Origin of the sequence: Arthrobacter sp. zg-Y820 (assembly GCF_030142155.1) — a bacterium.
Lineage (GTDB): Bacteria > Actinomycetota > Actinomycetes > Actinomycetales > Micrococcaceae > Arthrobacter_B.
This window is the reverse complement of record NZ_CP126247.1, coordinates 2,404,857-2,426,016: the sequence shown is the minus strand read 5'-3', so window position 1 is coordinate 2,426,016 and position 21,160 is coordinate 2,404,857. Positions and strand designations below refer to the sequence as shown.

25 protein-coding genes are annotated in these 21,160 nt (G+C 66.9%); 11 read left to right on the top strand and 14 right to left on the bottom strand.

The genetic code is table 11. From position 1 onward, the window contains the following. Window positions 1–172: 172 nt before the first annotated feature. Complete coding sequence (locus QNO08_RS10970) at window positions 173–1,507, top strand: CAP and S-layer homology domain-containing protein (protein ID WP_229965450.1); 1,335 nt, start codon at window positions 173–175, stop codon at window positions 1,505–1,507. A gap of 53 nt (window positions 1,508–1,560) precedes the next feature. Here QNO08_RS10970 and QNO08_RS10965 read toward each other — a convergent pair whose 3' ends face one another. Together QNO08_RS10965 and QNO08_RS10960 are read right to left on the bottom strand one after the other, a co-directional pair. Continuing rightward, window positions 1,561–2,544, bottom strand: coding sequence for an NAD-dependent epimerase/dehydratase family protein (locus QNO08_RS10965; protein ID WP_229965451.1), 984 nt, complete (start codon window positions 2,542–2,544; stop codon window positions 1,561–1,563). Window positions 2,545–2,676: 132 nt separating this feature from the next. Then, entirely contained in the window at window positions 2,677–3,051 is a 375-nt protein-coding gene (locus QNO08_RS10960) for a hypothetical protein (protein ID WP_229965452.1), read from the bottom strand. Here QNO08_RS10960 and QNO08_RS10955 point away from each other — a divergent pair. Next, the gene (locus tag QNO08_RS10955) at window positions 3,050–3,880 is read left to right on the top strand and encodes an SOS response-associated peptidase (RefSeq protein ID WP_502866865.1); all 831 of its coding nucleotides are present in this window, start codon (window positions 3,050–3,052) and stop codon (window positions 3,878–3,880) included. The two genes, QNO08_RS10960 and QNO08_RS10955, sit on opposite strands and share 2 nt — an antisense overlap. Window positions 3,881–3,907: 27 nt before the next feature. Here the strand turns inward: QNO08_RS10955 and QNO08_RS10950 are convergent, their stop codons facing one another. After that, the gene (locus tag QNO08_RS10950; RefSeq protein ID WP_229965454.1) at window positions 3,908–4,879 is read right to left on the bottom strand and encodes an aldo/keto reductase; all 972 of its coding nucleotides are present in this window, start codon (window positions 4,877–4,879) and stop codon (window positions 3,908–3,910) included. Window positions 4,880–5,151: 272 nt separating this feature from the next. On the opposite strand from QNO08_RS10950, the gene QNO08_RS10945 reads away from it, so the two are divergent. From QNO08_RS10945 to QNO08_RS10930, 4 genes are all read left to right on the top strand, one after another. Next, entirely contained in the window at window positions 5,152–5,652 is a 501-nt protein-coding gene (locus tag QNO08_RS10945) for a hypothetical protein (RefSeq protein ID WP_229965455.1), read from the top strand. 110 nt (window positions 5,653–5,762) lie between these two features. Next, window positions 5,763–6,551 (top strand): thioesterase family protein, encoded by a 789-nt coding sequence (locus QNO08_RS10940; RefSeq protein WP_229965456.1) that lies wholly within the window; start codon window positions 5,763–5,765, stop codon window positions 6,549–6,551. Window positions 6,552–6,559: 8 nt separating this feature from the next. Next, the gene (locus QNO08_RS10935) at window positions 6,560–7,459 is read left to right on the top strand and encodes a lipoate--protein ligase family protein (RefSeq protein WP_229965457.1); all 900 of its coding nucleotides are present in this window, start codon (window positions 6,560–6,562) and stop codon (window positions 7,457–7,459) included. A gap of 42 nt (window positions 7,460–7,501) precedes the next feature. Beyond that, entirely contained in the window at window positions 7,502–8,308 is an 807-nt protein-coding gene (locus QNO08_RS10930) for a pullulanase X25 domain-containing protein (protein WP_229965458.1), read from the top strand. A 27-nt stretch (window positions 8,309–8,335) separates the two neighbouring features. Here QNO08_RS10930 and QNO08_RS10925 read toward each other — a convergent pair whose 3' ends face one another. After that, window positions 8,336–9,211 carry an alpha/beta hydrolase gene (locus QNO08_RS10925; RefSeq protein WP_229965459.1) on the bottom strand — a complete coding sequence of 292 codons (876 nt, stop codon included), beginning with the start codon at window positions 9,209–9,211 and terminating at the stop codon, window positions 8,336–8,338. A 107-nt stretch (window positions 9,212–9,318) separates the two neighbouring features. Then, window positions 9,319–10,773, bottom strand: coding sequence for a lipase maturation factor family protein (locus QNO08_RS10920; protein ID WP_229965460.1), 1,455 nt, complete (start codon window positions 10,771–10,773; stop codon window positions 9,319–9,321). 81 nt (window positions 10,774–10,854) lie between these two features. Here QNO08_RS10920 and QNO08_RS10915 point away from each other — a divergent pair, with 81 nt between their 5' ends. After that, window positions 10,855–11,661: a PIG-L deacetylase family protein gene (locus QNO08_RS10915; protein ID WP_229965461.1), complete on the top strand. Its 807-nt coding sequence runs from the start codon at window positions 10,855–10,857 to the stop codon at window positions 11,659–11,661. Window positions 11,662–11,671: 10 nt separating this feature from the next. On the opposite strand, the gene QNO08_RS10910 is transcribed toward QNO08_RS10915, so the two are convergent. The 4 genes from QNO08_RS10910 to QNO08_RS10895 form a co-directional block, all read right to left on the bottom strand. Further along, window positions 11,672–12,490, bottom strand: coding sequence for a DUF427 domain-containing protein (locus tag QNO08_RS10910; protein WP_229965462.1), 819 nt, complete (start codon window positions 12,488–12,490; stop codon window positions 11,672–11,674). Window positions 12,491–12,521: 31 nt separating this feature from the next. Continuing rightward, window positions 12,522–13,031: a hypothetical protein gene (locus tag QNO08_RS10905; RefSeq protein WP_229965464.1), complete on the bottom strand. Its 510-nt coding sequence runs from the start codon at window positions 13,029–13,031 to the stop codon at window positions 12,522–12,524. Between the two features lie 225 nt (window positions 13,032–13,256). Continuing rightward, complete coding sequence (locus tag QNO08_RS10900; RefSeq protein ID WP_229965465.1) at window positions 13,257–13,820, bottom strand: GNAT family N-acetyltransferase; 564 nt, start codon at window positions 13,818–13,820, stop codon at window positions 13,257–13,259. A gap of 210 nt (window positions 13,821–14,030) precedes the next feature. Further along, a complete protein-coding gene (locus tag QNO08_RS10895) occupies window positions 14,031–14,240 on the bottom strand; it encodes a hypothetical protein (RefSeq protein WP_229965466.1) in 210 nt (69 codons plus the stop codon). A gap of 172 nt (window positions 14,241–14,412) precedes the next feature. On the opposite strand from QNO08_RS10895, the gene QNO08_RS10890 reads away from it, so the two are divergent. Continuing rightward, window positions 14,413–14,778: a VOC family protein gene (locus tag QNO08_RS10890; RefSeq protein WP_229965468.1), complete on the top strand. Its 366-nt coding sequence runs from the start codon at window positions 14,413–14,415 to the stop codon at window positions 14,776–14,778. Between the two features lie 85 nt (window positions 14,779–14,863). Here QNO08_RS10890 and QNO08_RS10885 read toward each other — a convergent pair whose 3' ends face one another. From QNO08_RS10885 to QNO08_RS10875, 3 genes are all read right to left on the bottom strand, one after another. Next, on the bottom strand, window positions 14,864–15,511 hold the full coding sequence (locus tag QNO08_RS10885) for an MBL fold metallo-hydrolase (RefSeq protein ID WP_229965469.1): 648 nt from the start codon (window positions 15,509–15,511) through the stop codon (window positions 14,864–14,866). Next, a complete protein-coding gene (locus QNO08_RS10880; RefSeq protein WP_229965470.1) occupies window positions 15,511–16,596 on the bottom strand; it encodes an S-(hydroxymethyl)mycothiol dehydrogenase in 1,086 nt (361 codons plus the stop codon). The genes QNO08_RS10885 and QNO08_RS10880 overlap by 1 nt, the downstream gene beginning before the upstream one ends. 126 nt (window positions 16,597–16,722) lie before the next feature. Beyond that, window positions 16,723–16,995, bottom strand: coding sequence for a mycoredoxin (locus tag QNO08_RS10875; RefSeq protein WP_229965471.1), 273 nt, complete (start codon window positions 16,993–16,995; stop codon window positions 16,723–16,725). 557 nt (window positions 16,996–17,552) lie between these two features. Here QNO08_RS10875 and QNO08_RS10870 point away from each other — a divergent pair. Both QNO08_RS10870 and QNO08_RS10865 read left to right on the top strand, forming a co-directional pair. After that, complete coding sequence (locus QNO08_RS10870) at window positions 17,553–17,684, top strand: hypothetical protein (RefSeq protein WP_269439174.1); 132 nt, start codon at window positions 17,553–17,555, stop codon at window positions 17,682–17,684. A 90-nt stretch (window positions 17,685–17,774) separates the two neighbouring features. Further along, the gene (locus tag QNO08_RS10865) at window positions 17,775–18,587 is read left to right on the top strand and encodes an SOS response-associated peptidase (protein ID WP_229965472.1); all 813 of its coding nucleotides are present in this window, start codon (window positions 17,775–17,777) and stop codon (window positions 18,585–18,587) included. Window positions 18,588–18,633: 46 nt separating this feature from the next. On the opposite strand, the gene QNO08_RS10860 is transcribed toward QNO08_RS10865, so the two are convergent. Continuing rightward, entirely contained in the window at window positions 18,634–19,065 is a 432-nt protein-coding gene (locus tag QNO08_RS10860; protein WP_229965474.1) for a VOC family protein, read from the bottom strand. A gap of 257 nt (window positions 19,066–19,322) precedes the next feature. On the opposite strand from QNO08_RS10860, the gene QNO08_RS10855 reads away from it, so the two are divergent. Continuing rightward, the gene (locus QNO08_RS10855) at window positions 19,323–19,664 is read left to right on the top strand and encodes a chorismate mutase (RefSeq protein WP_229965476.1); all 342 of its coding nucleotides are present in this window, start codon (window positions 19,323–19,325) and stop codon (window positions 19,662–19,664) included. Window positions 19,665–19,668: 4 nt separating this feature from the next. Here QNO08_RS10855 and QNO08_RS10850 read toward each other — a convergent pair whose 3' ends face one another. Further along, entirely contained in the window at window positions 19,669–21,039 is a 1,371-nt protein-coding gene (locus QNO08_RS10850; protein ID WP_229965477.1) for a CoA transferase, read from the bottom strand. Window positions 21,040–21,160 lie beyond the last annotated feature (121 nt).

The window sequence follows — 21,160 nt, the reverse complement described above, 5'->3', positions numbered from 1 at the left end:
ACAGCCGCAGTCATTCGGCTTAGCAGGCGGTGCGGAGCGGGTCAGGCCGGACCAGAATCCTCAGCCGTAAATCGTCGAAAGGTTACAAAATGCGGCACGGAAAGACTTTTAGGCCCCCGGTGCAGGTTATTAAGCGGGTATCCGCTCCAATACGGTTAAGCTACTTGCAATCATGAAGAAAAACACTGCATTCCGGACTGTTGCCGTCCGTGCCACCTGCGCCCTTGTCCTTGCTTCCCTCTCCATTCCGGGAGCAGCTGCGGCAGCTGATCCGCGCGCGGGGATACCGGCTGTTTCCACGGTTGAGGACATTCCCGAGACTCCGCCGGTTATGCCTGACACCCCTCGGCCCGACCCCGCAGCGCTTTCACCGGAGGCTGCCGAAGCGGCAGTGAAAGCGGCCGCGGAGGATGCTGCCCTGGGCACCGGCTCCGCTGTGCTGCCGGAGGGCATGGAACCCGGAGCGGCGACGGCACCTGATGCGTCGGCTCCTGATGCGACCGCCGACTCGGTGCGGAGCGACAAGTTTGCCGGCCAGGTGTTTGATCTGATGAACGCCAAGCGCAGGGCTTCCGGAGTGCCTGCCCTGACCTGGAACCAGGGAATTGCCGATGTGTCCCAGGGGTGGGCGAATCACCTGAGGGTGGCCACGGCCGATCCGAACTTCGACTGGGCCGGAATTCACCGGGCGGACGCCGGCAGTTCGCTGATTCCCAAGGGCGCCAATTGGTACGGTGAGATCATCGCCTTCAATTTTTCCGCTGGACAGGTGGTGGACTGGTGGATGAATTCTCCGGCGCACCGTGCGGCCATGCTGGATTCCCGGGAAACGCACGCTGGTATCGGCTACGTGGTGCCGACAAGCGGGCCGTACAAGGGCTGGCACCTGGTGGTGTCCAATCTGGCCGGCTACCCGAAAACCGCCAAACCGGCAGTGGTTTCCCCGTTCGCAGACTTGGTGGGCGGACAGCAGTTCCTTGCCGACATGAACTGGATGTATAACAAGGGAATTTCCACCGGCTGGGCAGAGGGAAACGGCACCAGGACCTATCGGCCGCTCCAGTCCATCAGCCGGGAGGCAATGGCCGCCTTTATGTACCGGCTGAAGGGGTCGCCGGCGTACACTCCGCCGAAAAAGTCGCCCTTTGTCGACGTTTCCACCTCCAACCCGTACTACAAGGAAATCTCCTGGCTTGCTGCCACGAAGATATCCACGGGCTGGAAGCAGAAGAACGGTGCGGTGTTCCGCCCCCACGACCCGGTGAGCCGTGACGCAATGGCTGCCTTCCTCTACCGGCTGGCCGGTTCACCGAAGTACACAGCGCCGAAGAAGTCACCCTTTGCCGACGTCGCCACGTCGAACCAGTTCTATAGGCAGATCTCCTGGCTGGCCGCCAGCGGAGTCTCCACCGGCTGGGGCATGGGGAACGGCAAAACGGAGTACCGGCCCGGCGGAAAGGTGGCCAGGGATGCGATGGCGGCCTTCATGAAACGCTGGGCGGCTTAGCCGGCGGCTGCAGCGGCTAGCCTGTCCGAGAGCGCCATGAAACGCTGGGCGGCTTAGCCGGCGGCTGCAGCGGCTAGCCTGTCCGAGAGCGCCATGAAGCTCTGGTCGATCCGCTGCTCCCCGGGATGGGCGTCGTACCAGCTGAGGATTTCGGCCGCACCCTGCGCGAAAGGGATGCGGGCGGAGTAGCCGGGCACCAGCGACTTGATCTTTGAGTTGTCGAAAATGACGGAGTGGGACTTGTCGCCCAGCAGGCCAGGTCCGCGGCCCGGGTCGTGGGCGGCAATGGTCTCGGAGGCGACGTGGACCAGCTGCGGTTCGGGCACGCCCGCGGCTGCTGCCAATACGCGGTACACCTCGTTCCAGGGCAGGAACTCATCCGAGGTAATGGTGTAACTCTCACCCACCGCTGCGGCGCGGCCGAGCAGCCCGGTGAAGGCCCTCGCGAAATCGCGGCTGTGCGTCAGCGTCCACAGCGAGGTGCCGTCCCCGTGCACCAGCACCGGAAGCCCGGCCCGCATCCGGTGCAGGTCCGTCCAGCCGCCCATCACGGGAATCATGGTGCGGTCATAGGTGTGGGACGGCCGGACCACGGTTCCCGGAAAACCCTCGTCCCGGTAGGCGGAGACCAGGAGGTCTTCGCAGGCAATTTTGTCACGGGAGTACTGCCAGAACGGGTTGCGCAGGGGAGTGGATTCCAGAATCGGCAGCCGGGCAGGCGGCTTTTGATAGGCCGAGGCCGAACTGATGAACACGTACTGGCCGGTGCGGCCGCGGAACAGCTTCATTCCGGCGGCCAGCTGTTCGGGAACAAACGAGATGAAGTCGGCGACGGCGTCGAACTCGCGGCCCCGCAGGACCTTTGACGAGGCCCGCGCATCACGGATGTCGGCGTGCAGGACTTCCACGCCGGCGGGCACAGGACGGGTGGCGGAGGTCCCGCGGTTCAGCAGCGTGACCCGGTGTCCCAGCTCGCACGCCTGCTCGGCGACGGCCGCACTGATAACTCCGGTTCCGCCGATGAGAAGAATATCCACGTGCGCTCCCTGACTATACGTAAGAGCCGCAGCAGCGGCGCCGGCGCGGCTTGGAGGTTTTCTCCGCAGGCCCAGTCTGCAGCACAATTCCGATTCTGTCCCGGGGACGGCGCAGCTTCAGTTCGTGACGCGTTACGGAGCCTGCCGGCCGGGCCCGGCGTCCGCTCCGGCAGCAGGCTGGGCGGAAGGATCGCCTGTCCGCTCGCCGAGTCCGGTTTTCCGGGCCCCGTTGGAGCGCCTGCTCACGGCCGATGCCCAGACCCAGGTGGCCCGCCGGATCCCGGCGTCGGTCCACAGTACCTGCACGGCTTTGGCGTTCCAGGTGCAGGCTTCGCCCTTTACCCGCTCAGCGGCGCTGGGAAACCGGATCCAGGCCCAGACGGGAATCCCCGGCACCGAAGTGGTGGCGGGGTGGTGCTCAAAGTCCAGCTCTTCCGGGGTAAGTTCAAGCGGCTCCGAACGCCGGGCATAGCGGGCAGCGAGCCGTGTCGCCGCGTCCTGGTCCATGCTTAAAAGTAGAACATATATTCGAATCAACGGATGTCCTGGCGTAATCCGTTCCGGCAGGCACAATGGGAGGATGTGTGGACGTTACGTAATGGCCAAGGCAACATCGGACCTGGTGGCAGCCTTCAATGCTGACCAGGCGGTGGGGGAGGACCTCGCGCCGTCCTGGAACGTGGCCCCCACCGACAACGTGCGCATTGTCACCGAGCGCGCCCGTCACCGCCCCGCCGACGACGACGCAGGCCGCGGCGGCGGGCATGAAGACGGCGGCGGGGACACGGTCCGCCGGCTGGCCACGGCAAAGTGGGGTTTGGTGCCGGTATGGGCCAAGGATGCCAAAATCGGTGCACGAATGATCAACGCCCGCCGGGAGACCGTGCTGGAGAAGCCGGCATTCCGGAAGGCTGCGGTGAAGCGCCGGGCACTGGTTCCGGCGGACGGCTACTACGAATGGGAAAAATCCGGCTCCGCCAAAATTCCCACGTACCTGTATTCGCCGGCGCAGGATCCGCTGGCGTTTGCCGGACTGTACGAGTTCTGGCCCGATCCGTCGCTGCCCGAGGACCATGAACACAAATGGCTGGTCAGCTTCACCATCATCACCACCGAGGCCAGCGATGCACTGGGACACATCCATGACCGTACGCCGCTGATCGTTCCGCCGGACTTGTACACCGACTGGCTGGACCCGCGCCTGACGGAGACGGCCGAAGTCCAACAGCTGCTGGACGCCATGCCTGAGCCGGTGCTGACCCCTCGCGTGGTGTCCTCCGAGGTGAACTCTGTCCGCAACAACGGCCCCCAGCTGGTCCTTCCGGCCGAAGACTGAACCGGGCCTCACGGGGCTCCCGGCGGGCTACCAGGCATAGTCCTCCGGCGCGGTGCGGTGGCCCGGAAAAATGGTGTCGAGCCGGGTGAGGATCCCGGATTCCAGCTCTGTGTCCAGCGCCGTCAGGGCGTCGTCGAGCTGCGCCTGGATCCGCGGACCCACGATTGGTGCGGTGACCGCCGGCTGGTGCAGCAGCCAGGCCAGGGCGAGGATGCCCGGGGCCAGGCCCAGCTCATCGGCGAAGTCCTCATACTGCTGCAATGCGTCCCGGTGAGTCTCCAGGGCCTGCTTGGCGCGGCCCTCGGTGCGCCGTCCGCCCTGCTCCGCCTTCTTCAGCACACCTCCCAGCAGACCGCCCTCCAGCGGCGACCAGGGCAGCAGTCCCAGCCCGTACTGTTGCGCGGCGGGAATAACCTCCAGCTCGACGGTGCGGCTGATCAGGTTATAAATGGACTGCTCACTGACCAGGCCGTTGAAGTTGCGGCGCTGCGCCGCCTCCTGGGCGCGGGCAATGTGCCAGCCGGCAAAGTTCGAGCTGCCGTTGTAGATGATTTTGCCCTGCTGCACCGCCACTTCCATGGCCTGCCAGATCTCGTCCCACGGTGTGTTCCGGTCGATGTGGTGGAACTGGTAGAGATCGATGTAGTCAGTTTGCAGCCGCTGAAGGCTCGCATCCAGCGCCCGGCGGATGTTCAGGGCGGACAGGAAGGTGTCGTTGGGGCGCTCGCTCATCGAGCCGTACAGCTTGGTGGCCAGCACGGTGTCCTCCCGCCGTCCGCCGCCCCTGGCGAACCACCGGCCGACAATCTCCTCGGTCCAGCCCTTGTTCTCCCCCCAGCCGTACACATTGGCGGTGTCAAAAAAATTGATGCCCGACGCGCGCGCGGAGTCCATGATCGCGTGCGCGTCGGCCTCGTCGGTTTTGGGTCCGAAATTCATGGTGCCCAGGCACAGGCGGGAGACGCTGAGGCCGGAACGGCCCAAGTGGGTGTACTGCATGGAAGTCCTCGCTCGGAGTAGGAGACGGCGGCCAGCCCTCCACGCCGGTTCACCGGCCGGAGGCGCACGAAAGCGCAGATCGCAGGACCCATTCTGCGCGGTTTCGGAGCCTGCGGCTAGATGGGCAATCCCCGGGGACGGGCTTCCAGCCGGGCAGCAGAGCCGGCAGCAGATGGAAGGCCGCAACGCTCGGCCGGGTAGCATCGAAGGTGCGAAATGCACCCACGGGAGACAGCCCAGCAACCATCCCGCCGCCAAGATCCAAGGAATCCATGCCGTTGAACAAGAAATCACTCATAAACGACGGGTTCACCGGATTCCGGCCCATCTCGGACCTCGACATCAACCGAATTCCGCAGCGCCAGGGAATCTTCGCCGTGTTGCGGCCCGAGGGCTTCGAGCCGCGGTTCCTCGCGCAAAGCACGGCCGGAACGTTCAAGAAGAAGAAACCGTCCCTGCCGCGGGCTGCGCTGGAAGCCGAGTGGGTCGCCGACGCGGACGTCCTGTTCATCGGCAAGGCCAGCCCCGGCAGCAAGGGCAACCGCGGGCTCCGCCGCCAGATCTCCGAATTTGTGGACTTTGGCAACGGAAAGCCGCCGGGACACTGGGACGGCCGGTTGATCTGGCAGCTGGCGGACGCCGAGGACCTCCTCGTGGCCTGGCGGGAGTTGCCGGCGGAAACGGTCAATGCTGCCCACGCCGAGTTCCACGCGGAATTCGGCCGGGTGCACGGCAGATTGCCGTTCGCCAATCTTGTCCCGCCCCGCGCCTAGGACCGATTCGGCAGTCCGGCGGCAACCAGCCGGCAGCCCCGCGGACGGTTCCGGAGAGGCCTGCTGTAGCCTGAGATCCAAAACCTGGAAACTCCAAGGAGGGCACCTCTGTGGCCGAGTCGTATTACCGCGCCCTGGGCGAGGAGAGTTTTGAATCCAGCATCCACACCCAGGGTGCGTGGAACGAGCATGAGCAGCACATGGCTCCGGTCTCGGGTGTCCTCGCCCATGCGCTGCAGAACTGCAGCCCCCGCCAGGACATGCGCCTGGCCAGAATCAGCTATGACATTTTCGGTGTCATCCCCCGCGGAGTTTTCGATGTGCGAACCAAGATCCTGCGCCCGGGCCGCACCATCGAACTCCTCGAGGCCGAGCTGATCGCCGGCGGGCGGACCGCGGTGCGGGCCACGGCCTGGCGGCTGGCCCGGGGGGCCACGGCGGAAGTGGCGGCCCTGGAGGACACCCGGATGCCCGGCCCGGACGGCTTGGCGGAGCCCCGGGGAATGACGCAGTGGCCGGGGGATTTCATCGGCTCGCTGGACTTCCGCGCGGTCGAGGGGCTTCGCCCGGGCCGCGGGCAGGTCTGGGTGCGGACCCCGTACGACATGGTGGAAGGCGCTCCGGCCAACGACCTCGTCCGGCTGGTGGGTCTCGTGGACGTCGCCAACGGCGTTGCGGCACGGGTACCTCCCGGCGGTGACAGCTACATGTTCCCCAACGTCGACCTGCAGATCCACCTCCACCGCGAGCCCCGGGGCGAATGGCTTGGACTGGACACCCGGGTCACGTTCGGCACCGACGGAATCGGCCTGACCTCCTCAGTGCTGCACGACGTCGAAGGCCCCTTCGGCCGCAGCGAGCAGATCCTGACGGTCCGCCGGCTCGGCCCGCAGGCCTAGGGCACGCGATGCCGCAGGAAGCCCCCCGCGCATCAGCCGGCGGACCATCCGCCGGCAGCGACGGCCAGGTTCCCCTCGCCGTCGTGCGCCAAACCCGCACCCTGGGTGCCGCAGAAGACCTGGACTTTGCGCTGGCCATGCTGGCTGCCGCCCGCACGGGAACGCTGGGACCCACGCTGCGGCTGTACCGCCCGCAGCCCACGGTGGCCCTGGGCCAGCGCGATGCCCGGCTTCCCGGGTTCGACGCCGCCGCGGAGGCCTGCCGGCAGCAGGGCTTTGCGCCGCTGGTCCGCAAGGCCGGCGGACGGGCTGCGGCCTACCATCAGGGGTGCCTGGTCGTGGACCATGTGGAACCCGGAACCGATGCCGTGGCGGGTTCGCGGGCGCGGTTCGCGGCCTTCGGCGAGCTGTTTGCCTCGGCCCTGCGCCGGGTTGGCGTCAACGCCGCGGTGGGGGAAATTCCCGGCGAGTACTGTCCGGGGGAGTTCACTGTCCACGGCACCGCTGACTCCGGCCGGAAGCTCAAACTCGTGGGCACCGCCCAGCGGGTGGTTTCCGGCGCCTGGCTCTTTTCGTCGGTGCTGGTGGTGCAGGACGCCGAACCGCTGCGCCGGGTCCTGACCAGCTGTTACTCCGCCCTGGGGCTGGACTGGAACCCGGAAACGGCCGGCGCCGCGGAAGACGCCGGCAGTGTTTCCCGAAAAAACAGCATTTCCGGAGCCGGCAGTGTTTCCCTGGACACAGTCGAAGCGGCACTGATTGAGGCCTATGGCGCCTACGCGCCGCTTGCCTCCGCGGATTTCGACGCTCTGGCAGCTTCCCTGGACCGCAGCGGCGCCACTGGGCAAAATACAGTCCGGCTGCCTCAGCCTGCGCGTCGATCGGTGAGCTCAGCTGTCGATCAGTAAGCTTGGTGATGGCTCTGCACACCGCCGGACGAAGGAAGACCATTGGCCAAGACCACCATTGAAAACACCATTGAAAACACCGCCCTGCGGCTGAAGGCCGTTCTGGAGGTCCTTGCCGCGGAGGATCCCGCCGCCCAGCGGCGCATCAGCCGCGGCGAAGTCCTCGCCGCGGCCATGACCCGGGTGCCGCTGGAGGGCCGGGAGTCCGAGACCCTTGCCAGCGGGGCCGCCCGCGGAGAACGCGCGCTGTCCAACGCCACCACCAAGCTGGTCAAGGCCGGGTGGATCACGAAGGAAGGCAGGGCCGGCTGGAGCATTACGCCCGCCGGACGCCAGGCGCTGGAGGATTTCCCGGAAACCGCCGACCTGCTCGGCGCCATGGACGGCACGGCTCCGCCGGTTGCCAACACTTCCGCAGCGGCTGCCGAGGCCGTCGTCGAAGAGGCGCTGGAGGCGGCTGTGGTGGTGCCTGAGATTCCGCAGGAGCAGCACGGCGCCCGTGCCCACGAGGACGGAGAGCAGCCCGGGCCCACCTTCCCGCAGCCGGACGCCGTCGTCGTCGCCGGAACCCTGGGCAAAGCCCTGGGCGGAGCGGACTGGGACCCGGCTGGAAGCGAGCTGCAGCTTATCTTCGACCGCAGCGATGAACTGTGGAAGCTCACGGCAGAACTTCCCGCCGGCCACTATGAGTTCAAGGTGGCACTGAACGGTTCCTGGGACGAGAACTACGGCAGGGACGGGCACCGGGACGGGGCTAACCTCGACGTGGTGCACGACGGCGGACCGCTGACCTTCCTCTATGACCACGCCACGCACCTGGTGATTCCCAAGCAGGACGTCAACAGCTAAGCGGGCGTCCGCGTGGCCGGCCCGGCGCTAACGGTCCGCCGCCTCCGGGGTCAGGCCGTGCCGGGCCAGGAAGCCCAGCACCGTTTCGGCCACAATCCGCCAGCCGTGGTCAACCACCAGGGAATGCCCGCTGCCCTCAATCTCCACGTACTCCGTGGGCGACGCCGCCGAGCGGTAGCGCCGCGCGGCCGCCCGGACCACCGATGCCGGCACCACCCGGTCGGCGCCGGCGCCGGCGAGGAGCAGCGGACCCCGGGCCGCTGCCGTGTCGACCCTCACCGGGGTGCGCGGATTGAGGTTGGCCGCCGCTGCCTGGAACAGTGGCCGGCCCGGCGCCGGCATCACGCAGGTGGCATGCAGGTCATTGGACTCACGTTCGGTGACCGCGTTGGCGAAGGTTTTGCGGAAGTGCTGCGGGGACTGGCGGAGAATGCGGTACCGGTTCAGCGGGTTCCACAGCACCGGCAACGCGGTTCTCAGCTGGCCCGGCGACAGCCGCCGGACCCCTCGGAACTGGGCCGGCGCGATGGCTGCGGCACCGGCGGCCGATCCCCGGGCGAGCAGCTGCTGCGCCAGCAGCCCGCCGAAGGCGTGCCCCACCAGCACCGGAGGCCGCGGCAGCCCGCTGATGACATCCTCAAAGTGGGTGAGGGCCTCCCGCATTCCGGTTCCGGCCATCGGGTCCGGAAACGCGTTGGCGGCCGGCAGGGCCTCGGGCTCGCCCGGCCAGCCGGGGGCCACCGGCTCGTAGCCGCGCTCCCGGAAGAGCTCCAGCCACGGATCCCAGCTGCTGGCATGCAGCCACAGCCCGTGGATGAACACCACGGGGAGGCGGTCTACGGACTGCACGGAATCGAAATCGGTGGACGGGTAGGGGGACCGCAGGCTCCCGACAGGGGTCATGGTCAGTTGCTCCTCGTTTCGGGAAGTGATCCGGTCCCGCCGGCACGATCTGGTGGCCAGTCTGCCATTTCAAACTCCCGGCGCGGAAGCCGTCACGGCGCATCAGATCACGGCGCATCAGATGACGGCCCGATCAGGCCGACCGGGTCCGTGAGGAAGCCGGCGGGCTCCCGCACCCACCACACGCCGTCGGCCCGGCGTTCCGCGGGAGTGGAAAACCGGTACCGGTACACCCGGGCCCGAATCCACCGCGGCGGGGTTCCGGCGAAGGGATCGGTGCGCAGCAGGGCCAGGACCCTGCGGTCGCCCTCGAGCAGTTTCTGCAGCAGCACCGGAAACCAGGAACCGCCCGCGGCACCCAAAGCCAGGAACCACATCAGCCAGTCCAGCCGCAGATGGTACGGCGCGAATTGGCGCGGCCGCCGGGACGGATTTCCGGGCTTGCCCTTGAACCCGTATTCCAGCCAGCGGGCGTCCGGGCCAGGCTCATCCAGCGTCCCTTCGAGCACCACCTCGTTCCGCGACCGGGTGATGCTGCCGAACGCACCGTAGGCATTGGACAGATGCCAGCGGTTGAAACTCGCGTTCATCAGCTGGTTGCTGCTGAACAGGTTCCGCAGCGGCTCCCAGGCCCAGTAGAGCATCAGTGCCGTCACCGCCAGCACGACGACGGCGAACCACACCGGCGTCGCCGCGGGATCCGGCGCTGCAAAGCCGGCCCAGGGCAGCACCGCCTGCACAGTTGAATCGGCGACCGCGCTGAACGTGATCAAAATGGTCAGGACGTTCAGCCAGGCGAAATTTCCGGAGAGCACCAGCCAGCACTGCGTGAAAATCACCACCGCAGCGGCAATCCCGGCGACCGGCTGCGGGAAGAACAGGAAGAACGGCACCACCAGCTGGGCAAAATGGTTTCCGAGCACTTCGGCCCTGTGCAGCGGTTTCGGCAGGTGGTGGAAGTACCAGCTGGCCGGGTTGGGCATCGGCTGGGTCTCGTGGTGGTAGTACAGCGCCGTAAGATCCCGCCAGACGCGGTCGCCTCGCATCTTGATCAGCCCCGCACCGAATTCCAGCCGGAACACCAGCCAGCGGAAGAGGAAGAGCACGGCCACCGGGGGAGCCATCTCGGTGGAGCCCAGGAATGCCGCCAGGAAGCCGGCCTCAAGCAGCAGCGACTCCCAGCCGAAGGCGTAAAACGTCTGGCCGACGTTCACAATCGACAGATACAGGAACCAGATCAGCAGAAAGGCCGCCATCGGCTGCCAGGGCGGACCGGACTGGGGAAGGCCGGCGACCAGCAGGGCGGCGACGGCGGCGCCGGACCAGGCAACGGCAAGCAGGAACCGGTCCGAGTAATGCCGGCGGAAGAGGGTGGGAATGCCCCGTCCGGCGGTGCCCTTGATCCGGGCCAGGTACCGCGGGGCGGGCAGCAGGCCGTGCTCACCCAGCAGCGCCGGGAACTGGTTGGCGGCCGAGATGAAGGCGAGCAGGTAGACGGCGGCGATGCCGCGCTGCAGCACCTGCCGCGCAAATTCGTATCCCTCGGCATTGAAAAGCTCCATCGCATCCCAACCGTAGCGCCGGAGGTCCTAGGCTGGGACCGGTGGCGGAAAACTCCTCAGCTCTCCCCGGGAGGTGCCGGAATGGATGGATCGCACATCCTGGCCCTCGTCGTCGCCCACCCCGATGACGACGCGTACGGACTGGCCGGAACCGTGGCGCTGCACGAACACGATCCGGAGTTCCGCTTCATCCTGGTCCACGCGACCGACGGCGGCGCCGGGCAGATCGATCCCGCCTATCCGCCGGTGAACGAACCGCTCGGGCTGATCCGCCGGCGTGAGATGGACGCCGCGTGGACGGCCCACGGCAGGCCGCCGGACCGCCACGAATGGCTGGACTACGACGACGGCGCGGTCGGCCGGGTTCCCTTCGGGGAACTGGTGGAGCGGATCGGCGGCATCCTGGCGCAGGAGCGGCCCGACGTCGTCGCCACCTTCGGACCCGACGGGCTCACCGGGCATCCGGACCACATCGCAGTCGGCGCGGCCACCGATGCCGCGTTTTTTCGTCTGTGCGGCGACGGCGGGCCGGGGCTGCAGCGCCTGCTGCACGGCGGCGTCCGCCGCTCCACCTGGGAGCGCTGGAACCGCGCCCGGGTCCGGCGCGGGCTGGAACCCTGGGACGAGGACAGGGTCTATGACATTCATCCGGTTCCGGACGAGCTGATTGGCATGGAAGTGGACGTGGGCAGCGTGGCGCACCGGATCGTGGCGGGGCTGATGGAGCACCGGACCCAGCGGCACGTGGTTTCCCCCGGGGTACCCCCGGACTCGGAAGAGGATGCCGCCTGGTCCCGTTCCGTCTCCGTGGAGCCGCTGGTCATCGCCTGGCCACAGCGGCAGCCCGGGGCAGCGGTACTGGGTGATGTGTTTGAGGGGCTGGAATGAAGCAGCCGTCTCAGAACCGGAAGAAGGAATCGATTTCCTGTTTGGTGTCGTCCACGTAAACGTCAGTTCGTTCGTCGAAAAACGACACCCGGTCCTTCAGTTGCGTGGAGTCGGGCAGCACCTTCTCATAGGACCAGGCCAGGTCCGCGCCCTGTGGCTGGCCCGTGACCGACCAATAGGAAGCGGTGCCCTTGTACGGGCAGACGGTGTGTTTCAGTGACGCGCTCAGGGCGTCCCAGTCCACGTCGTCCCGCGGATAATAGGTGCGCACCGGAAGCATGGTCTCGTAAACGAACAGCGGTTCCCGGGTTTCCGCCAGCAGCTGCCCGCCCAGATGCACGCGCACTGCCCGCGACGAGGCCCGGGCGTCCACCCGGTGGAACGGATCGCGGGGATGTCCCTCAATCACCTGGTCCTCTTCCAGCCACCGGTCAAAGGCATAGAAGTCCAGCAGGACGTGGCCGGCCAGATCCGGATCGGCGGCCCGGAACGCGGCGCCGGGCAGCTCGTGCGCTCCCGCCCGCAGGTCCAGGGGCTGCCCCGGCGTCGTATGCGCGGCGAAAGGATAGCGCGGATCCATCGGGGCTCCCGGCGGTACGCCGGCCAGCGGATCATCGGCCCCGGGAAGGGCAGCAGTCAGGTCCGCGGCGATGTCCTGCGCGGGTACGGCATAGATCGGGGTGACCCGCCGAGGCTCGTACACCAGGAACGCGTTGCCGGAATCGACTACCGTGTTGTCGCCGAGCTGGGCCCGGATGCGCCGCGGCGTGGGTTCGAAACGCAGCTGCGGGATGAACTTCCAGAATGCGGAACTGATCTGCAGTGCCATGACTCCAGTGTCTGGCGGCCCCGGGCCGGAATCAAGGCCCTGTGTTTCCGATTGCGGGCTCCTCAAGAACCGTCATGCCCCAGGTCTGGTCATTGTTCGCGGTGACGAGCACCCGGAAAGGTTGAGCGACCTGAGTAACCGGGAAGGCGTTGGCTACGCTGCCATCGATACCGGCGGTCTCGCAGGGGAAGGAAAAAGCCGCGGCGCCCGGGACTTCGACGCGGAGGTCGCCGGTTCCGACGCAGGAGGTAACGATTTTCAGGCGTGGGGCGGCAGTGGCAATGTTTTCCAAACTGCCGCTGCCGGTCTGGTTTTCCAGGGAGCCGAGGACAACTTCACTGTAGGTGGCACCATCGGATGGCTGGACTTTCGCCGTGGGTGTCGGGGTGGGGATGTGGGTGGGGCGCGGCGTCTTCGACGCTGCCGTTACCGTCGGTTCATCTGCCGCTGATTCAGCTGATGAGCAGCCTGTCATCAACAGCGCGCCTGCCAGCACCAGTGTGGCGGCCGATGTTGTTTTGCCTCGTGTCATCCGTGCCATGGTTCCCCCTCGCTTGGGGAGAAACTCCGTACAGTCCAACCGGACCTTCCCCCGACGTTTGGCCGAGCTGCTCCTGCCCTCCATCGCCGTCGTTCTCAGCTGACGTGCGGCGAAGCTGCTGGCCACTGAGCTGCCCACGCTACACCAGGGGGTGTGGCCGCTGTCCGGAGGAGCGTCCTCGACAAGCCAAGCGGCCTTTTGCGGGGACGGGTTGCGGCTGAATGACTAGGCCGTCCAGGGAAGTTTGTGATGCAGGGCATGCAGGGTCACGGTTCCGCCGTAAATGGGAGAGGTACCGAGCTCCGAAAAACCCCAGTGTCTGTAAATTTCCCGGACCTGGGATGCTTGGCCGAAAACACCCAGGACGGCATCCTGTTCGGTTCGGTTCGAGAGGAGTTCACGGATGCACTGTTTGGCTATCCCACGGCCTCGATAGCTATCGTCGACAGCGAGTTCCTGGACAATAACGGTTCTCGACGGAGAAATTACCGCGTCTGGCGTTGGCAGCATTGCGTATAGCCGTCGCAGCCAGGAGCTGTCCTGGTCAAGTCTCTGCGATAACGCAAAGCCGATCACGTGTCCATCGTGTCTCGCCGCGACAAGTCGCCCACCAGGACCAGCAAGTTTGTCGGGGCCCCATTGCTCAATGCTTTGCAGGTCATCTGGAGATTCATTGTAGGGAGGGGCCGCGAAGCTCAAGACAAAGAGACTCGCGATCTCAGCCCAAATTTCGTCCGTCGCAACATGCTCGAACCGGACGTAATCAACTTCCTGGTCGATCTCTCTCATAGTGGGCATACTCTGGACATTCCGAGGTGCCCCGGCTCCGCTTCAGTTTGCATTCAGTCAGCCTATGCGACCGGACTAGGGAGTTAATCCGGGCAATATGATCGTCAACGAACGGTCCACAGCGCAGAAGACTAATGGTGTATTGATGGGACCCCTCACCAAACACTGATCGCATCGACACGGGTACATGTCTCGACCCTAAGAGGGGATCTACGGGGAGAGCCGCTGCTCCAAAGTGCCGGCTTCCGAGCGACCGCGTCGGTACTCCAGAATGGAGCAGGTTAGGAACGCAGAAGCAGCCAGGACCATGACGAGGACCGACACCGGCCCCCACCATTCCGGCAGCTTCTCCGCGAGCATCATCGTGCCCACCCCGAAGATGATCGAGACCCCGAACAGGTAACGGCTCCATGCAGTCATATCCACAGCCTAACCGCCGCAGAGATTCTGAGACGAGGTGCCGGGCGAGCCGGCGTTGCGCGGGGGTCCGGGAGCACTGTCAGACCCGGGCCGGCAGGCCTACCATCGTGGCTATCGGCAGGCACGCCCCGGAGAGGCGGAGCCGGAAAATGAACCTCGGAAAGGCGAAACCATGCTTGAACACAGCAGTGCCTTCAGCGGATTTTCAGTCAACGACATTCCCGCCGCCCGGAACTTTTACGGGCAGGTGCTGGGCATCCCGGTGTCCGAGGAGGACGGCATGCTGTTCCTGCATCCGGAGGGAAGCCGGAACATCCTCGTTTATCCCAAGGACAACCATTCCCCGGCGACCTACACCGTCCTGAATTTTCCGGTTGCGGATGTCGACGAGGCGGTGCGGGAGCTGTCCGGCCGGGGCGTGGATTTTGTCCATTTTGACGGCGTGGACGCCGACGGAATTTTCCGGCAGGCCGGACCCACAATTGCCTGGTTCCGGGACCCGGCCGGCAACATCCTCTCCGTGATCGAAGACGACTGATCAGAACCGGACACCTTACAAAAAGGCACCCCGGGTGCCGGCATTCCCTGAGCGGGAACACCGGCACCCGGGGTGCTGCAGGCGGTTAGTGCCCGCGGGCGATCCACTCTTCCAGCTGCGGGGCCTCCGCGCCGATGGTCGTGGAGTCCCCGTGCCCGGTCAGGACGCGGGTTTCCGACGGCAGGGTCAGGAGCCGTTCCCGGATGGACTTGATGATGGTCGGGAAGTCGCTGTAGGACCGCCCCGTGGCACCGGGACCGCCGGCAAACAGGGTGTCTCCGCTGAACACCACCGGGGCGCCGTCACCGGGCGCACCGGCGGCCAGGAGGAAGCACACGGAACCGGGGGAGTGCCCCGGAGTGTGCAGCGCCTGCAGGGTGATGCCGGCCACCTCGAAGATGTCGCCGTCTTCAATCTCGGCGTCGGGTTCCTCGTCCGGGAACACCGCATCCCAGAGCATCCGGTCCGCGCTGTGCAGGAACACCGGGGCGCTGAACAGTTCACGGGCATCGTCCACGGCGCGGATGTGGTCGTCATGGCCGTGCGTGAGCAGGATGCCCATGACCTCCCGGTCGCCGACGGCAGCCGCAATGGCGTCCACGTCGTGGGCCGGGTCGATGATGATGACCTGCGCGTCGTCGCCGACGATCCAGACGTTGTTGTCCACGTCCCAGGTGCCGCCGTCGAGCGAGAAGGTTCCCGAGGTGATGACGTTGTCGATGTGCACGCTCATTACAGCACCACGACCGAGCGCAGGACCTTGCCGTCGTGCATCTTCGTGAAGGCTTCTTCGATGTCGCCCAGGCCGATGCGCTCGGACACAAACGCGTCCAGGTCCAGGCGTCCGAGCTTGTACTGCTCCACGAGCATCGGGAAGTCGCGCGAGGGCAGGCAGTCGCCGTACCAGGAGGACTTCAGCGATCCGCCGCGGCCAAAGACATCAGCGAGCGGAAGTTCGATCTTCATCTCCGGATTCGGCACGCCCACCAGGACCACGCGGCCGGCGAGGTCGCGGGCGTAGAAGGCCTGCTTGTAGGTTTCGGGACGGCCGACGGCGTCAATTACGACGTCGGCGCCGTTGCCTCCGGTGAGGGCGCGGATGGCCTCGACCGGGTCCTCGTCCTTGGAGTTGATCGCGTGCGTGGCGCCCTGGGCCTTAGCCAGTTCCAGCTTCTTGGCGTCGATGTCCACCGCGATGATGGTGGTGGCTCCGGCCAGCTGCGCTCCGGCGACGGCTGCGATGCCCACGCCGCCGCAGCCGATGACGGCCACTGACTCTCCGCGCTGCACCTCGCCGGTGTTGATGGCGGCACCGATGCCGGCCATGATGCCGCAGCCGAGCAGGCCCACGGCGGCGGCGTCGACGTCGTCGTCCACCTTGGTGCACTGGCCGGCGGCAACCAGGGTCTTCTCGGCGAAGGCGCCGATGCCGAGGGCGGCAGTCAGTTCCGTGCCGTCCTCCAGGGTCATCTTCTGGGTGGCATTGTGCGTGTTGAAGCAGTACTGCGGCTCACCCTTGCGGCAGGCGCGGCACTCGCCGCAGACGGCGCGCCAGTTCAGGACCACGCGGTCGCCCGGGGCCACGTCGGTGACGTCGGGGCCGACGGCGGACACGACGCCGGTGGCCTCATGACCGAGCAGGAACGGATAGTCGTCATTGATGGCGCCCTGCTTGTAGTGCAGGTCGGTGTGGCAGACACCGCAGGTGAGGATGTCCACGAGCGCCTCGCCGGGGCCGGGATCCGGCACCAGGATGGTCTCGAGCGAGACCGGGGCGTTCTTTTCCTTGACGACTACTGCCTGAACCTTGTGAACCATATGGGTGTGCTGCCTCTCGAATGTCCGGGCGGATGCCGATGTCCGGCGTTCCGCGTTCCATCCTATGAAGCAGGACGGCCGGGCGTGAAGTTGACTGATGTGCGGGGGAAGGACCGGGTGTCTGGGTTAGACGCCCAGGCGGGACTTGACCTCTGCGGCGGAGGGATTGGTGGCCGAGGAACCGTCCGGGAAGATGACGGTGGGAACGGTCTGGTTGCCGCCGTTGATCTGGGCGACGAGCTCTGCCGTGCCGTCCACGTCTTCGATGTTGACCTCGGTGTAGCCGATTCCGGCGGCGTCCAGCTGGGACTTCAGCCGTCGGCAGTAGCCGCACCACGTGGTGGAGAACATGGTGATGGAACCGGCGTCGGGGGTGAAGGCTTCTGCTGTTGCTGCCATGAAAGGCTCCTCTTCGTGCTGACAAATTGCGGGCTGAATAACAGGGACTGTCCGGTACAACCGTAGCGGCACCGGTTCAATTCCCGCGGCGGCGCCGGTGCAATTGCCGTGCTTCGGGCACGCCGGGTATCCGGTGCGGGCCGGTGCGGTCGGTGAAAGCTGGTCGTCTGCTCTGGGTAAGGCAGGTCGAAATCGTCCGCTTTGGGGCGCCTCCGACCGTTTTGGGATTCTGCTGCCGCAGCGGACCGGCAGCGGAATCCCAAAACGGCAGCAGAATCCCGGACGGGCAGCAGAATCCCGGCACGGCAGGGAAGCACTTGCCGAGTGCGCAGATAGGGCGGGTGTCAGCGCGGTCTGGCCCGTCGAGTGCGCAGGTATGGCGGGTTTCAGCGCGCCCAGGTCACCAGACCTGCACTCTCGTGAGGCCAAACCCACCAGATCTGCACTCTCGTTGGGGCCAAGCCAACCGACCCAGCCAACCCAAACCGCACAGGACTCGCACGCTGCGGCCGGGAAAGTCCAGCAGGGCACTGCGGGCTTCGGCGCCGGCTCTTATCGTGGACGGGAGCTTCCGCCGGCCCGGTCAAGGAGCCAAGGCCTTCACCCTGGAACTGCCGCTGGAGCAGGCCGCCGAAGGCTATGCAGCCATGGACGAACGGCGCACCATCAAGACCCTGCTGCGTCCCTGACGTGCGCAGCGGGCAGCGGGGCAGCGGACAGCAGCCATGAGCCAAGCCACAAGCCGAGCAGCACGTCAAGCAACAAGGCAGACTGGAAGCATGTGCGGACGTTATGTGATGGCGAAGACGACGGCGGAGCTGGTGGAGGAAGCCGAGGCGGAAGCCGACGCGAACCTTCAGCTGCGCCAATCCTGGAACGTCGCGCCGACGTCGGACGTACCGGTGGTGCTGGAACGGTATGTCGGCGCTCCGGCGGAAGATGGATCGGAAGGCAGGCGCCCGGTGCGCCAGATTCATGTGGCGCGCTGGGGACTGGTGCCGGGCTGGGCGCGGGACGCCTCCGTCGGAACGCGTGCGTTTAATGCCCGCACCGAAACGGTGCTGGAGAAGCCGACCTTCCGTGACGCCGTCGTGGCACGCCGTTGCGCCGTTCCGGTCCAGGGCTATTACGAATGGAAAGCCGGCCCCGGCCGGACCAAACGGCCCTCGTATGTCTCCCGGGCCGACGGCGCGCTGACCTTTTTAGCCGGCCTGTACGAGTGGTGGCGGGACCCGGCGAAAGCTCCGGGGGCGCCGGGGAGCTGGCTGCTGTCGACGTCGATCCTCACCGCCGCCGCCCCGGACCCGGCTGAAGCCCGAGGCTCCGGGCAGCCGGCGGTCCTGGTCGAGCTGGGGGAGTTGCATGACCGGATGCCCGTGCCGCTGAACCGCCGGGCCATGGCAGCCTGGCTGGATCCCGCGGCGTCCGACCCGGCGGCCCTGGTGCACCGTGTCACTGCTGAGGCACACGCAGCTGCTGCGCAATGGACGGTGGCCGAAGTGGGGCCGGCCGTGGGCAGCGTCCGAAACGACGGGCCGCACCTGCTGGCTCCTCCGGAACCGGAGCCGGCTCCCGAGCCGGCCCTGTTCTAAGCCGGGCGTCCACCCGACTGTTCCAGGCCGGACCTGCCACGCCCGGTCAGATCACTTCGATGGTGACGTTGCCGTTCTCGTCGATGCTCAGCCCGGGGTTGTGGCAGACCTCCCAGCGGTAGCCGTCGGGATCGGTGAAGTAGCCCGAGTAGCCGCCCCAGCTCATCTGGGTGCCCGGCGCCAGGATGGACCCGCCGGCCGCTGCGGCCTCGGCCAGCACGGCCTCCACCTCTGCCACGGATTCCACGTTGTGTCCCAGCGTGATCGGGGCGTTGCCCGCCTCGCCCATGGGACCCGCTTCGGCCGCCAAATGGTCGCGGCGGAAGAAGGCCAACAACAGTCCCGGGCCCACCTGATAGAAGATCACTTCTTCGGGCACATACTGGGCTGCTTTCCAGCCCAGCCGGGAGGAATAGAACGCGTAGGTTACTTCGAGATCCCGTACGCCAACGGTTATCACGGAAAGAGAAGGCTTCACCCTCTGATCCTGCCACTGACGGGGTAATAAGTTCCTGTTTTACTTCGGTGATCCGTGCAACGCACGGCCCGGGCGCTGCTGGACACCCTGGTGGTGCGCTCGCTGCTGCTGCCGGCCCTTCCTATGACCTTGGCCGCAGGATCTGGTGGCCGTCAAAACGCAGGCGGGACAGCACCGGCCGGAATTCCCGGGCATTCCGGAGCAGGTTTCACCGTCCCGGAAGACGGAGGCACCGGCGGGGCCGCTAGTCTATTGGCATGGAAACCCCTGATCACCAACGATCCATAACCTGTCAGCTCGACGACATCCGCACCGCCATAGACGAGATTGACGAGGAAATTGTGGCGCTGATCTGGCGGCGTGAGCGTCTCGTGCGCCTGGCCGGCCCCTTGAAGGACAGCGACGCCCAGGTCAAAGCGCCGGAACGGGTGGAGGAAGTCCTGGAACATGTCCGCGCCACCGCCCAGGCCCAGGACGGAGACCCCACCGTGGTGGAGGCAACCTACCGGGCGATGATCGATGCCTTCATCGAATATGAGCTCAAGGTGCGGCACGACGCCGAAGTCCAGGCCAAATTGGACGCCTTCTCCCGCAGCTGACCGCTCACAGTCCGTTGCGGCCTGCCCGCTGCCAGTGCGGGTCCGCCGACCCCAGCGGTCCGGCGGGCATGTCCCAGGACAGGTGCGGCTGCGGGCCCGCTCCGGCAAAGCGCACCGGCGGCACCAAACGCAGCGCCGGACCCCAGAACGTTTCCTCCTCCAGCTGCTGCAAAGGCCCGGACTCAGCGGTCCGGGCCGCCGCCCCGGAGCCGGCGGGCGCCCCGCCGTCGGGCATCTCCCCGGGCGTTCCGTCGGACACCTGCCTGTCGGCGAGATGCCGGAGCTCGGCCGCCGTGCGCGCCAGCGACAGCCGGGCCGAGCCCACCTCGCCGTCCAGCCTGCGCAGCCAGGCCTGCAGGGCGGCGGCGGCGGTGAGGTAGCCGGTGGCATGATCCAGTGCCTGCACCGGCAGCGGCCGGGGGCTGTCCGCGGCGAAGTGCGCCATGCCGGTGTGCGCTATCCCGGTGCTCATCTGCACGAGGGAATCGAATCCGCGCCGCTGGGCCCAGGGCCCGGACCATCCGTAGGCGTTCAGCGAAATCTCCACCAGCCCGGGACGGAGCTGCTGCAGCCGCCCGGAATCCAGTCCGAGGCCCGCGAGCGCACCGGCGCGGTAGCCGGAGACCAGGATGTCGGCGTCGGCCACGAGGTCGCGGATGCGCCGCGCACCGGCCGCCGAGGTCAGGTCCAGCCGGGCGCACCGCTTGCCCACTGTCAGTTCCGCCTCGGCCGCCGGTTCTGCCCACCCCGGCGGATCAATGCGCAGCACTTCAGCGCCCAGCCCTGCCAGGAACCGCGTGGCCACCGGACCGGCAATGATGCGGGTCAAGTCCAGCACGCGCACCCCGGCCAGCGGACGCTCCGGTGCCGCCTGCGGGCTGAGCGGTGCCGCCGTTCCGTGCCCGGTCCAGGCGATCAGCGGTTCCTGCTCCACTGCGCGTCCCTGGGGATGGTCTGCCCACTCCGCTTCACTGCGCATTTGTGCGGCGCAGCCTCCGGCGGAAACCACCGCCGTTTCCAGCGCTTCTCCGGTCCAGCCGACGACGGCGGCGGCCACCGTTGCGCGGTTCGGCACCGGATCGACCGGAAGCCCCAGGGACGCCAGTGCCGCATGCCGGTGATGCGGGGCATTGGTGTGCAGCCGGATCCAGCCGTCGGAGCACGGATAATCTCCGGCCAGCGGATCCCAGGGCGGCGGAATTGACCAGCCCATCGGGGTGAGGGAGCCGGCGAACCAGGCCAGGGACAGGTCGGCGTCGACCACCGGAGCGCTGCTCCCGCCGAGCCGCCGGGACAGATCCGCGACGGCACCGGCAGCCTGCTCCACGGCCCATCCGGCGAAGCCCCGCACGGGAAAGGCTGCTTCCAGGGACATCGCCGTCTCTCCTCTGCCTGCCACCGGCGCTGCCGGTGGGGTACTGTACTCACACGCTAAGGGCCTGAACTATCGGGGACAAGTCATCCGGCGGGCACAGCAGCAGAGCTGTGAAGCGCCG